Raw genomic sequence first — 14172 nt, 5'->3', positions numbered from 1 at the left:
AGATGCGGGTTTATTCTAGTTATTATGGCAATGGTGCATTAGTTTATTACTTAAATTTGTTTTAGCGCAATATTTGAGTCATGAAAGGCATTTATAGTACCTAAACTTAAGCTCCTTAAAAGGATTCAAAGATGGCCAGTTCTACACAACACAGAGTTTATATTCCAACAAATGCGCGAGCTAATCACTATTTACTCGCTGAAATTACACCCACTGATGACTTTTACACTAGTTTTAGCGATATCGATAGTTGCTATACCCGCATTGCCAAGCAACTATTTGCAAGCTGTGATGAATACGAGCTACATAATGTACACCTACTCGCTAACGACAAATTACCCGTGGTCAGATTTCATGATGAGTCGTATCAATTAGAAACAGCAAAGCAAATGTTGTTTTTTTACAACCCGCGTTACCACGAAGCGCACAAACTACACTACACCCCTGCTTTTAAAAGTAAAAAAATTCGCTTGTTATTTTTAGCCACTGGTGATGATTTACGCGCAAGCTCGGCACAATTTCATAGCAGGGTGCAAAAAGTGTTAGATAATTTACAAACACAATTATTTATTGAACAATCCCAGTTTAAGCTTCGCGATCATCAGCATTTAACCTATGACTTATTTGCCAAGAGCAAAGGCTGTAACCAAAGTTACGGCTACAAACTTAGAAGCCTATACCCTCGTTATTTAGCTCGCCAATGTAAAATACCCATCGAGCATGCAGAAATGACCTATGCAACGTTTTCTATACCGGTTTCGCGTGGCATTAAAACGCAATTTCAAAGCTTAATAAATAAAAATAATTACACTGAGTTTTATAACTACTTTGCCCAATCATTTAAAGGGTGCTGCGAGCGATACGAATTATCTCACGGCGCTATGGTTGCTAATGGTGCAAGGCCCATAGTGCGTAATAGCCAAACAGATAAAAATGATGGGAATGCAGAATTACAAAAAATAAGTTTTGATGTGAATGGCACAGCCACGCAAATACATATTTTTTTCAATGCTGAAAAATTAGTTGAGTCACTACATTTTGTGATTGTTGCCACCCATAAAGATAAACATGAAATGGGCTATGGCCGCTTTATGAATCAAGTAGAGAAAACAATACACGCTATGTGCTCAGAGCTGGCAATAAATAAAGAACGACAAGATTTATCAGTACGGTTTTTTCAACACATTAGTTACCCATACTAATTTTTAAGCCAATAACAAAAAGGCTCGCAAATGCGAGCCTTTTTAAAGATTAAGCAAACTGATTACCAGCCTGTTTTCTCTTTAAGTGCTTTACCGATATCAGCAAGTGAACGTACAGTTTGTACGCCAGCAGCTTCTAGTGCAGCAAATTTCTCATCAGCAGTACCTTTACCGCCTGCGATGATAGCGCCAGCGTGACCCATACGCTTACCTTCTGGTGCAGTTACACCAGCAATGTAAGAAACAACAGGCTTAGTTACGTTAGCTTTAATGTACTCTGCAGCTTCTTCTTCTGCAGTACCACCAATTTCACCAATCATTACGATTGCTTCAGTTTGTGGATCTTTTTCGAACATTTCTAGCACGTCGATAAAGTTAGTACCTGGGATTGGGTCGCCACCAATACCAACACACGTAGACTGACCAAAACCAGCGTCTGTAGTTTGTTTAACCGCTTCGTACGTTAAAGTACCAGAGCGAGAAACAATACCTACTTTACCAGGCTTGTGGATGTGACCAGGCATGATACCAATCTTAGTCTCACCAGGAGTGATAACACCTGGACAGTTAGGACCGATCATACGAACACCAGAGTTATCAAGCTTAACTTTAACGTCAACCATGTCTAGTGTTGGGATACCTTCAGTGATACAAACAATTAGCTCGATGCCCGCATCGATAGCTTCTAAGATTGCATCTTTACAGAACGGTGCTGGTACGTAGATAACTGACGCTGTTGCGCCTGTTTCTTTAACTGCATCGCGTACTGTGTTGAATACTGGAAGACCAAGGTGCGTTTGACCGCCTTTACCTGGGCTTACACCACCAACCATTTGTGTACCGTACTCAAGCGCTTGCTCAGAGTGGAAAGTACCTTGGCCACCAGTGAAACCTTGACAGATAACTTTTGTATCTTTATTGATTAATACAGACATTATTTGCCCTCCGCAGCAGCTACAACTTTCTCAGCAGCGTCTGTTAGTGATTCAGCAGCGATGATATCTAGGCCAGAGTTCTTAAGAACGTCACGACCTAATTCAGCGTTAGTACCTTCTAAACGTACAACTACAGGCACGTTTACACCTACTTCTTTAACTGCGCCAATGATACCTTCAGCAATCATGTCACAACGTACGATACCACCAAAGATGTTAACTAAAACAGCTTTTACGTTATCGTCAGAAAGGATGATTTTGAATGCTTCAGAAACACGCTCTTTAGTCGCGCCGCCACCAACATCTAGGAAGTTAGCTGGCTTGCCGCCGTGTAGGTTTACGATGTCCATAGTACCCATCGCTAGGCCTGCACCGTTAACCATACAACCTACGTTACCATCTAGTGCTACGTAGTTAAGCTCGAAGCTTGCTGCGTGAGCTTCACGTGCATCTTCTTGAGATGGATCGTGCATTTCACGGATTTTTGGTTGACGGTAAAGTGCATTACCATCGATACCGATTTTGCCGTCAAGACAGTGAAGGTTACCTTCGTCTGTGATTACTAACGGGTTGATTTCAAGAAGAGCGAAATCAAAATCGTTGAACATGTTGCCAAGACCCATAAAGATCTTAACGAACTGCTTCATTTGTGTAGGGTTAAGACCCAGTTTAAAACCTAACTCACGTGCTTGGTAAGCTTGAGGACCCACTAATGGATCGATCTCTGCTTTGTGGATAAGCTCTGGAGTTTCTTCAGCAACAGTTTCAATTTCAACACCGCCTTCAGTAGACGCCATGAAAACAACTTTGCGAGAAGCACGGTCAACAACTGCACCTAAGTACAATTCGTTAGCGATATCTGTACAGCTTTCTACTAAAATTTTAGCAACAGGCTGACCATTTTCGTCTGTTTGGTAAGTAACTAAGTTTTTACCTAACCAGTTTGCAGCGAATTCTTTTACTTCTTCGATTGTTTTAACTAGCTTAACACCGCCAGCTTTACCACGGCCACCTGCGTGAACCTGAGTTTTAACAACCCACATATGACCGCCGATTTTTTCGGCAGCTGCTGCAGCTTCTTCAGGTGTATCGCAAGCGAAACCTTGAGAAACTGGTAAACCATATTCGGCAAAAAGTTGTTTTGCCTGATACTCATGCAAATTCATGATGCTTTATCCAATTTTTTATACTAAAAGAGCTGAATATTTATGCAAATAAACAGCTATCCCAAATTGCGCACCTAGTATAGATCCCAAGGCTTAACATGAAAACCCCAGTAACACCAAAGGCGCAAAAAAAAAGCTGTGAATTGTCATTCACAGCTTATATTTCATACTACTCGATTAAACATCCAGTAATAAGCGAGTTGGATCTTCAAGTAACTCTTTAATAGTCACTAAGAAACCAACAGATTCTTTACCATCGATTTGGCGGTGATCGTAAGATAGTGCCAAATACATCATAGGAAGAATTTCAACTTTACCATTTACAGCCATAGGACGCTCTTGGATTTTGTGCATACCCAAGATTGATGACTGTGGTAAGTTAATAATAGGCGTAGAAAGTAACGAACCAAATACACCACCGTTAGTAATGGTAAAGTTACCACCTGTCATATCGTCAAGTGTTAGTTTACCGTCACGGCCTTTAAGGGCTAATTCACGAATACCTTTCTCGATTTCAGCAACAGATAGTTTGTCGCAATCTTTAAGTACTGGTGTAACTAAACCACGTGGTGTAGATACAGCGATGCTGATATCAAAGTAATTGTGGTAAACAATATCGTCACCATCAATTGATGCATTTACGTCAGGGAAACGCTTAAGTGCTTCAGTTACTGCTTTCACGTAGAAAGACATAAAGCCTAAACGAATACCGTGACGCTTCTCGAATACTTCTTGGTATTGCTTACGAAGGTCCATGATAGGTTTCATGTTTACTTCGTTAAATGTAGTTAACATTGCTGTTGAGTTTTTCGCTTCTAATAAACGATTAGCAATGGTTTTACGTAAGCGCGTCATTGGTACACGTTTTTGTGTACGGTCACCCATCGGTGCAGCAGGTGCTGAAGCGGCTTCTTTTTTAGCAGCTGGAGCAGGTGCTTTTAAGAAAGTATCAACGTCTTCTTTAGTTACACGGCCATTTTTACCTGTGCCTTTAATTTTAGACGCATCAAGCCCTTTTTCAGCGATTAAACGACGTACAGACGGCGTTAACACATCTGAGCTATCGTTAGACTCACTTGCAGCAGGCGCTTCTTCTGCTTTAGCTGCAGGTGCTGCTGGAGCGCCGCCCGCTTTAACGTTACCAATAACTTGTTCGCCAAGTACAGTATCGCCTTCTGCGTTTAGTTGCTCGCCCATGATACCGTCTTCTTGAGCTACTACTTCAAGAACAACTTTATCAGTTTCAATATCTACCAAGTTTTGGTCGCGAGTTACCGCTTCACCTGGTTGTACATGCCATGTAGCAATTGTTGCGTCTGCAACTGATTCTGGAAGTACAGGTACTTTAATGTCCACTTCTTTACCTTCTGATGCTGGAGCTGATTGCGCCGCAGGCGCGTCTTCTGATTTTTCAGGTGCGGCTTCTTCTTTAGCCGGAGCACTGTCACTTGCTGGTGCTGCATCAGCATCACCAAGTAAACCGATAACTTGGTCGCCAAGTACCGTTGCACCTTCTTCTTGTGATATTTCAGTAATTACACCGTCATTTTGTGCAACCACTTCTAAAACCACTTTATCTGTTTCAATGTCTACTAAGTTTTGGTCACGGCTTACTTTGTCGCCTACACTTACATGCCATGTAGCAACGGTAGCATCTGCAACCGACTCAGGAAGAACAGGAACTTTAATTTCTGTGCTCATTGCTTATCCTTTCTTTTGTATAGTAAGCGCGTCTGCAACGAGCGCTTGTTGTTCTTTAGTATGTACTGACATGTAACCACACGCTGGAGATGCCGACGCCTTACGCCCTGCGTAAGTCAATTTAGCACCCTGTGGGATTGCATCAATAAAGTGATGTTGCGAACAGTACCAAGCACCTTGATTTTGTGGCTCTTCTTGACACCAAACAAAATCAGTAACGTGTTGGTAACGTTCCATAATCGTGTCCATTTCTGCATGCGGGAACGGGTATAACTGCTCCACACGTACAATAGCAATGTTGTCTTGCTCAAGCTTACGACGCTCTTGTAATAGTTCGTAGTAAACTTTACCACTACAAAATACTACGCGTTCTACTTTCTCAGGGTTAATATCATCGATTTCGTCGATCATATTATGGAATACACCTTGTGAAAGTTCTTCAAGTGAAGATACCGCAAGTGGGTGACGAAGTAGTGATTTTGGTGTCATTACAATCAATGGACGACGAAGTGGTCTAACTGATTGACGACGAAGCATAGCGTAAACTTGTGCAGGTGTTGAAGGAACACACACTTGCATGTTGTGATCGGCACAAAGCTGTAAAAAACGCTCTAAACGTGCAGAACTATGCTCTGGGCCTTGACCTTCATATCCATGCGGAAGCAAACATGTTAAGCCACATAAACGGCCCCATTTTTGCTCACCAGAGCTTAAGAACTGGTCAAATACGACTTGTGCACCATTTGCGAAGTCACCAAACTGGGCTTCCCAAAGGACTAATGATGTAGGTTCAGCTGTTGCATAACCATATTCAAAAGCAAGTACCGCTTCTTCTGATAAAACAGAATCAAATACTTCAAAAGTACCTTGGTCTTCACTTAAATTTTGAAGAGGGAGGTAAGTTGAACCATCCGACTGGCTATGTACTACAGCATGGCGGTGGAAGAAAGTACCACGCCCTGAGTCTTGGCCAGTTAAACGTATATCAGTGCCTTCAGAGGCAATTGTTGCATAAGCAAGTGTTTCTGCCATACCCCAATCTAGTGGTTTTTCGCCACTTGCCATAAGCTTACGGTCATCGTAAATCTTTTTAACACGAGACTGTGCTTTATATTGCTCAGGGAACTGCGCAACTTGTTCGCCAAGTGCTTTTAGCTTATCTACCGGTACGCTTGCGTCGTACTCAACATTCCACTCATGGCCAACATATTTTGCCCAATCAGATGAGTGCGAAGTTTCTGGCTGAATTTCTTCAACAACACAGTTACCTTCATCTAAGCCGTTACGGTATTCATCAGCTAATGCTTTAATTTCACTCTCAGTGAATGAGCCTTCAGACATAAGTTGATCAGCGTAAATTAAACGCGGAACCGCATGCTTTTTAATTTTTTGGTACATAAGAGGCTGTGTTGCATTAGGCTCATCAGCTTCGTTATGACCATGGCGGCGATAACATACTAAATCGATTACTACGTCACGTTTAAACTGGTTTCTAAAATCAAGTGCAAGTTGTGTAACAAATGCAACGGCTTCAGGGTCATCAGAGTTAACGTGGAAGATTGGTGACTGAACCATTTTAGCAATGTCAGTACAGTAATCTGTAGAACGTACGTCGTCTTGTTTTGAAGTTGTAAAACCAACTTGGTTATTTACAACAATACGGATACTACCACCACATGAGAAGGCGTTTGTTTGCGACAAGTTAAATGTTTCTTGTACAACACCTTGACCTGTAATCGCAGAATCACCGTGGATAGTAATAGGTAATGCTTTGCTACCTGAACTGTCACCTAAACGGTCTAAACGCGCTCTTACGGAGCCCATAACCACAGGGTTAACAATTTCTAGGTGAGAAGGGTTAAACGCAAGTGCCATATGAACATTGCCACCTTTGGTCGCAAAGTCAGATGAATAACCCATATGGTATTTTACGTCACCAGAGCTTAACGTGTCTTTGTGTTTACCAGCAAACTCATCGAATAACTCAGATGGGTTTTTACCTAACACATTAACTAGTACGTTTAAGCGACCACGGTGGGCCATACCAATAACTGCTTCTTTTTGCCCGCTTTCGCCAGCACGGTGAATAAGTTCTTTAAGCATAGGAACTAACGCATCACCACCTTCAAGTGAGAAACGCTTAGCACCAGGGAACTTTGCACCTAAATATTTTTCAAGACCATCTGCTGCGGTTAAGCCTTTAAGGATACGCAGTTTTTCTTCTTTAGAAAAAGTAGGTCGTGATTGAACAGATTCTAAACGCTGTTGTAACCAACGCTTTTCTTCTGTTGATGTGATGTGCATATACTCAGCACCAATAGAACCACAATAGGTGGTTTTAAGTGCCTGGTATAGTTCACCTAAAGGCATAGTATCGCGGCCTACGGCAAACGATCCTACGTTAAATTCGCGGTCAAAATCAGCTTTAGATAAGTCGTGGTATTCTAGCTCTAAATCTCGAACACGCTCTCGTTGCCAAATGCCTAATGGATCTAGGTTAGCATTTTGGTGTCCTCGAAAGCGGAAAGCATTAATAAGTTGTAGTACTTTAACCTGTTTAAGGTCACCGCCACTACCCTCTGCTACCACTACCTCTCTATGCTTGTTTTTAGCAAGCGCCGCAAACTGTGAACGAACTTCTGAATGCTTTACTTCAACATCCACACCATCTACTTTAGGTAATTGTTCGAACACTTCTCGCCATTCTTCTGGCACAGAAGTCGCATCATCTAAATACGCTTCATAAAGCTCTTCTACATAAGCAACGTTGCCGCCGTTTAAATGTGAAGATTCTAGCCATGCCTTCATCACACCTTCGTGCATTTATAAGCCCTTTTCTTTAGCGCAGAAATTAATAGTTGTCATAACAAGATGGCTAATAAAAATATTAGCCATCTTACGTTACTAAGTGATTAAACCGCGCGGTTTAATAACATAGATTTAATTTGTCCAATTGCTTTGGTCGGGTTAAGACCTTTAGGACAAACGCTAACACAGTTCATGATACTGTGGCAACGGAACACACTGAACGCATCGTCTAAGTCTGCTAAACGTTCTTCAGTTGCCGTATCGCGGCTATCTGCCAAGAAACGGTAAGCATGAAGAAGGCCTGCTGGACCAATGAACTTGTCTGGATTCCACCAGAACGAAGGACACGATGTAGAACAACATGCACATAAAATACACTCGTAAAGTCCATCTAATTTATCACGTTCTTCAATAGATTGAAGACGCTCACCAGCCGCTGGCTGATCGTTAATTAGGTATGGTTTAACTTTTTCGTACTGAGTGTAGAACTGACTCATGTCAATAACAAGGTCACGTACCACAGGTAAGCCAGGTAAAGGACGAATTACAATAGTACCTTTGCCGCCTTTTTGCAGCGTAGATAATGGTGTAATACATGCTAAACCATTTTTACCATTCATGTTAACGCCATCAGAGCCACACACGCCTTCACGACATGAGCGACGGAATGATAATGTTGGATCTTGCTCTTTTAATAATAAAAGTGCATCCAATACCATCATGTCCTGACCTTCCTCTGTTTGCAAAGTATATTCTTGCATACGAGGTGCGTTATCAACATCCGGATTGTAACGATAAACTGAAAATTGTACTTGTGCCATCGTCTCGCTCCTAGTAGGTACGTGCTTTAGGTGGGAACGCTTCACGCGTCTTAGGCGCGTAGTTTACGTCACGCTTGCTCATTTCATCCGTTACCGGATTGAATACTGAGTGACATAACCAGTTTTCGTCATCACGATCTGGGTAGTCAAAGCGAGAGTGTGCACCACGGCTTTCAGTACGGAAGTTTGCAGCTACTGCAGTTGAGTAAGCTGTTTCCATTAAGTTGTCTAGTTCAAGACATTCGATACGCTGCGTGTTAAAGTCTGATGATTTATCATCAAGACGTGCATGCTGCAGACGTTCACGAATTTCTTTAAGCTCTTTAAGACCTGTCGCCATAGACTCACCTTCACGGAATACCGAGAAGTTAAGCTGCATACATTGTTGTAGGTCTTTTTTGATTTGAACTGGGTCTTCACCTTGGCCAGCCGTTGAATTTTCCCAACGGTTAAAGCGTGCAAGAGACGCGTCAATATCAGATGCTGTCGGTGCTTTAGTAATTTCAACTTCGTTAAGGTATTTACCTAGGAAGTTACCCGCAGCACGGCCAAATACAACTAAATCAAGTAATGAGTTACCACCTAGGCGGTTTGCACCATGTACAGATACACAGGCAATTTCACCTACTGCAAATAAGCCTTCTACTACTTTTTCGTTGCCATTAGCATCGATTTGTAGCGCTTGACCATTTACGTTAGTTGGAACACCACCCATCATGTAGTGACAAGTTGGTATTACTGGAATTGGCTCTTTAGCAGGGTCAACGTGTGCGAAAGTTTTAGCAAGGTCACATACGCCTGGGAGACGTAAGTTAAGCGTTTCTTCACCTAAGTGGTCAAGTTTCAGCTTAAGGTGTGGACCCCAAGGACCATCACAGCCACGGCCTTCACGGATTTCAGTCATCATTGAACGCGCTACAACGTCACGAGACGCTAAGTCTTTAGCGTTTGGTGCATAACGTTCCATGAAGCGTTCGCCATCTTTATTTAAAAGATAACCACCTTCACCACGACAACCTTCCGTTACAAGTGTACCAGCGCCTGCAATACCCGTTGGGTGGAATTGCCACATTTCCATATCTTGCATAGCAACGCCTGCACGGGCTGCCATACCAACACCATCACCCGTATTAATGTGAGCATTGGTTGTTGATGCGAAAATACGACCAGCACCGCCGGTTGCAAGTACAACAGCTTTTGATTTGAAGAAAGTGATTTCACCTGTTTCAATCTCAATTGCTGTACAGCCTACTACATCGCCATTGTCGTTTTTAACTAAATCTAGTGCATACCACTCAGAGAATACATTAGTTTGGTTTTTAACGTTTTGTTGGTATAGAAGGTGTAATAAAGCGTGACCAGTACGGTCAGCTGCTGCTGCAGTACGTGCAGCTTGTTCACCACCAAAGTTTTTCGATTGACCACCGAAAGGACGTTGGTAAACACGGCCATTTTCAAAACGAGAAAATGGTAAACCCATGTTTTCTAATTCAGTAATAGCTTCTGGGCCTGTTTGACACATGTATTCGATAGCGTCTTGGTCACCGATAAAATCGGAACCTTTAACGGTGTCGTACATATGCCATTCCCAGTTGTCTTCGTGTGAATTACCTAGCGCTACTGTAATACCACCCTGTGCAGATACAGTGTGTGAGCGTGTTGGGAATACTTTAGATATTAATGCACACGTTTTGCCAGATTCGGTAATGGCAAGAGCGGCGCGCATACCAGCACCACCTGCACCAATTACTACGGCGTCAAATTCACGAACAGAATATTTCACTTAAACACCCCATAAAACGATTAGACCAATAGCTACGTAAGCAACGGCCATCAGGTTTAATACAAAGCCTAAAACAGCGCGTAGTTTAGCGTTTTTAACGTAATCCGTTAAAACTTGCCAAAGGCCAATGCGGGTATGAACCATCATGCATACAAGAGTAATAAGTGTAAAACCCTTCATTGCTAGATTAGAGAATAGGCCTGTCCAGGCTTCGAAAGTGACTTCTGGCGTTGCTAAAAAATAGCCGATAATAAAAATCGCGTATGCGGTGATTACTAGTGCCGTGGTACGTAAAGATACGAAATCTTGTACACCATCACGTTTAAGAGTTGCTTGATTTAAGACCATATCCACACCCCTGCCAGTACGGCAAATACAACGCCAAGTGCCATTGCAATTTTAGCGCTAAGGTTACCTGATTCAAGTTCTTCCCAGTGGCCCATATCCATAATGATGTGACGGATACCACCAATAAGGTGATAACCCAATACAGAAAGTGTGCCCCAAGCTATGAATTTGGCAATGAATCCGCTAAACAGACCCTTGACGAATTCAAAACCTTCAGCTGAAGAAAGAGACTCAGACCAAGCCCAAATGACAAACGTTAAAGCAAAAAATAATGCAACACCGGTGACGCGGTGAAAGATTGATGCTTTAGCCGTTGCCGGCATAGATATAGTTGTTAGATCTAGATTTACAGGTCTTTGCTTTTTCACAGTTACTTGCCCATCTTGCTCACATTGGAGCTCATCTACTTGTTTTTCTAAAACCCACCAAAATTTCTGGTGGAACTATCAAAGTAAACGTGTCAATACAGCAAAAGTTCACAAATCTGCAAAAATTACGCTGTAAAAATATGTTTACCTAAATACAAAGCGGTTTAAAACCTCCGATAGTATATATACCCAAAGGTTGTTTTACAATTCTTGTTTAGTTAGAGACGTTTGCGAATTAGCCGATAGTATAATATTTAATTAATACCGAATATTTATTATACATATATGCATAATGTTTATAAAAATTGACTTTAACCCCCTCTTTCACGTTAAAATGCGAAGATGTGCTTAAAACAAGATTTCAGAACTTTAAAAATCTAAAAATCAGAATAGATATCTTAATAGGAGATACATAGATGGCAGATAAAAAAGCCACAGTCCATATTGATGGACTAGATCCAATCGAACTTCCAATTTATCAAGGCACTGCTGGCCAAGATGTGATCGACGTACGTACGTTAGGTTCACACGGTCACTTTACTTATGACCCAGGTTTCATGTCGACTGGCTCTTGTGAATCTGCAATCACCTACATTGATGGTGGTAAAGGTGTATTACTTCACCGTGGTTACCCAATTGAGCAATTAGCTGAAGACTCTAACTACATCGAGCTTTGTTACTTACTATTAAACGGTGAGTTACCAACTAAAGAGCAATACGATGCATTTGCAAAAGAAATCACGCATAACACCATGCTTGATGAGAAAATTGCTAACTTTTTCCAAGGTTTCCGCTTCGATGCTCACCCAATGGCAATGCTATGTGGTGTAGTAGGCGCATTATCTTCTTTTTACCACGAAGATCTTGATATTACTGATGCAAGCCAACGTAAAACAAGCGCTATTAAACTTGTGGCTAAATTACCGACTATTGCAGCTATGGCGTACAAAACAAACATTGGTCAACCGTTTGTTTACCCACGTAACGATTTAAGCTACGCAGAAAACTTCTTACACATGATGTTCTCTGTACCGGCTGAAGAATACAAAGTTAACCCTGTTACAGCTAAAGCAATGGATAAAATCTTCATGCTTCATGCTGATCATGAGCAAAACGCTTCAACGTCAACAGTACGTTTAGCGGGCTCTTCAGGCGCTAACCCATATGCATGTATTGCAGCGGGTATCGCATCTCTTTGGGGCCCTGCTCACGGCGGTGCTAACGAAGCATGTTTAAACATGTTAGAAGAGATTGGTTCTGTTGATCGTATTGATGAGTACGTAGCAAAAGCAAAAGATAAGTCTGATCCGTTCCGTCTTATGGGCTTTGGTCACCGTGTTTACAAAAACTTCGACCCACGCGCTACAGTAATGCGTCAAACGTGTCACGAAGTATTGGAAGAGCTTAACATTCAAGATCCGCTTCTTGATATTGCAATGAAGCTTGAACAAATTGCCCTTGAAGACCCATACTTTGTAGAGAAGAAACTTTACCCTAACGTTGATTTCTACTCAGGTATTATCTTAAAAGCGATTGGTATTCCAACAAGCATGTTCACTGTAATTTTTGCAATGGCACGTACTGTTGGTTGGATCACTCACTGGGATGAGATGCTATCTCAACCTGGTCATAAGATCAGCCGCCCTCGTCAAATGTATACTGGTTACACTCAACGTGACTTCGTATCAACTGACAAGCGCTAAGCTTAGTTAGGTAAAAAAGGCCGCTTTTGCGGCCTTTTTTGTGTGCTTTGCTTGTCAATTTTATGAAACCGATTACAATTCCTGCCTAAATTTATAGATGTTGAATAGCCATGCCTTCTCAAGAGTTTGATATAACAAAAATCCGTAACGACTTCCCTACGTTAAACCAAACCCTTAATGGCAACCCTTTAGTATATTTAGACTCTGGCGCAACGTCGCAAAAGCCACAAAGCGTTATTGATGCAACCACTCGTTTTTATAATTTAGGCAACGCAAACGTTCACAGAGGCCGGCACACCTTAAGCGAGCGCGCTACAGAACAATATGAAGAAGCAAGATTAAAAACAGCTGATTACTTTAACGTAAATGCTAAAGAAATCGTCTGGACAAAAGGCGCGACAGAAGCGCTAAATTTACTTGCTCATGGCCTACAAAGGCAAATTACTGGTGAAGATACGGTTTTAATTACACCCCTTGAGCACCACGCTAATATTGTACCTTGGCAAGTATTAACGCAAAATACCGGGGCTACGCTATCTGCACTCCCCCTTGAGCAAAACGCGACGTTTAATTTAGCTCGCTGTATAGACATGATCACACATACTAAAGCAAAGGTAATGTGTATCAGCCAAGCGTCTAACACATTAGGTAATATTACCAATTTAGCCCCATTAATAGCTGCAGCGAAAGCAGTCGGCACGTTAGTTGTTGTTGATGGCGCACAAGGAGCCATGCATTTACGCCCTAATTTAAAGCAGCTTGGATGCGATTTTTATGTATTCTCAGCGCATAAAATGCTTGGCCCTACGGGTGTAGGGGGCTTATATGGTCGCTATGAATTACTTAATGCGCTTACCCCGTTTCAAACGGGTGGTGAGATGATAGATACTGTAACCCTTGAAAAAACCACCTACAGAGACGCTCCTGCTAAATTTGAGACCGGCACCCCAAATATAGCCGGCGTCATTGGCTTCAGTGCAGCAATTGATTATTTATCAGCCCTAAACATAGAACAGTTACAGCGCCATGAGCAGGCTATTTTTAATTATGCAGCTACACAGTTGAGTAAAATTAACGGTATTACTATTTATAGCGACCTAAACAACAATATTGGCACCCTTAGTTTTAATTATAAAAGTGAACACCCTTACGATTTGGCAACTTTGCTTGACGGATTTGGTATTGCAGTACGCAGTGGACACCATTGTACGCAACCATTAATGCACCATTTAGGGGTAAAAGGCACTGTTCGAGCAAGCTTTGCATTTTATAATACCCACCAAGATGTTGATAATTTCATCAATGCCTTGAAAGAAACGATTGAATTATTAGACTAA

The 14172-nt window shown here is 41.8% G+C and carries 11 protein-coding genes; 3 read left to right on the top strand and 8 right to left on the bottom strand.

Going from position 1 to position 14172, the window contains the following annotated elements:
• Positions 1-131: 131 nt before the first annotated feature.
• Entirely contained in the window at positions 132-1202 is a 1071-nt protein-coding gene (locus MSC25_RS01590; RefSeq protein WP_096739579.1) for a DUF3083 family protein, read from the top strand.
• A gap of 62 nt (positions 1203-1264) precedes the next feature.
• Here the strand turns inward: MSC25_RS01590 and sucD are convergent, their stop codons facing one another.
• From sucD to sdhC, 8 genes are all read right to left on the bottom strand, one after another.
• On the bottom strand, positions 1265-2137 hold the full coding sequence (gene sucD, locus MSC25_RS01585) for a succinate--CoA ligase subunit alpha (protein ID WP_004586678.1): 873 nt from the start codon (positions 2135-2137) through the stop codon (positions 1265-1267).
• Positions 2137-3303, bottom strand: a complete 1167-nt coding sequence (sucC, locus tag MSC25_RS01580) for an ADP-forming succinate--CoA ligase subunit beta (protein WP_096739578.1) — start codon at positions 3301-3303, stop codon at positions 2137-2139. The genes sucD and sucC overlap by 1 nt, the downstream gene beginning before the upstream one ends.
• Before the next feature lie 177 nt (positions 3304-3480).
• Complete coding sequence (gene odhB, locus MSC25_RS01575; protein WP_024033546.1) at positions 3481-5004, bottom strand: 2-oxoglutarate dehydrogenase complex dihydrolipoyllysine-residue succinyltransferase; 1524 nt, start codon at positions 5002-5004, stop codon at positions 3481-3483.
• A 3-nt stretch (positions 5005-5007) separates the two neighbouring features.
• Complete coding sequence (locus tag MSC25_RS01570; protein ID WP_004586681.1) at positions 5008-7827, bottom strand: 2-oxoglutarate dehydrogenase E1 component; 2820 nt, start codon at positions 7825-7827, stop codon at positions 5008-5010.
• 89 nt (positions 7828-7916) lie between these two features.
• Positions 7917-8633, bottom strand: a complete 717-nt coding sequence (locus MSC25_RS01565) for a succinate dehydrogenase iron-sulfur subunit (protein WP_004586682.1) — start codon at positions 8631-8633, stop codon at positions 7917-7919.
• A gap of 10 nt (positions 8634-8643) precedes the next feature.
• Positions 8644-10416: a succinate dehydrogenase flavoprotein subunit gene (sdhA, locus tag MSC25_RS01560; protein ID WP_004586683.1), complete on the bottom strand. Its 1773-nt coding sequence runs from the start codon at positions 10414-10416 to the stop codon at positions 8644-8646.
• On the bottom strand, positions 10417-10764 hold the full coding sequence (gene sdhD, locus MSC25_RS01555; protein ID WP_004586684.1) for a succinate dehydrogenase, hydrophobic membrane anchor protein: 348 nt from the start codon (positions 10762-10764) through the stop codon (positions 10417-10419).
• Positions 10755-11132: a succinate dehydrogenase, cytochrome b556 subunit gene (gene sdhC / locus MSC25_RS01550; RefSeq protein ID WP_084554498.1), complete on the bottom strand. Its 378-nt coding sequence runs from the start codon at positions 11130-11132 to the stop codon at positions 10755-10757. The genes sdhD and sdhC overlap by 10 nt, the downstream gene beginning before the upstream one ends.
• Before the next feature lie 416 nt (positions 11133-11548).
• On the opposite strand from sdhC, the gene MSC25_RS01545 reads away from it, so the two are divergent.
• Both MSC25_RS01545 and MSC25_RS01540 read left to right on the top strand, forming a co-directional pair.
• Complete coding sequence (locus tag MSC25_RS01545) at positions 11549-12835, top strand: citrate synthase (protein ID WP_004586686.1); 1287 nt, start codon at positions 11549-11551, stop codon at positions 12833-12835.
• A 110-nt stretch (positions 12836-12945) separates the two neighbouring features.
• Complete coding sequence (locus MSC25_RS01540; protein ID WP_248442254.1) at positions 12946-14172, top strand: SufS family cysteine desulfurase; 1227 nt, start codon at positions 12946-12948, stop codon at positions 14170-14172.

Origin of the sequence: Pseudoalteromonas sp. 1CM17D, from assembly GCF_023161805.1 — a bacterium.
Lineage (GTDB): Bacteria > Pseudomonadota > Gammaproteobacteria > Enterobacterales > Alteromonadaceae > Pseudoalteromonas > Pseudoalteromonas atlantica.
This window is presented reverse-complemented; position numbering and strand designations above follow the sequence as displayed.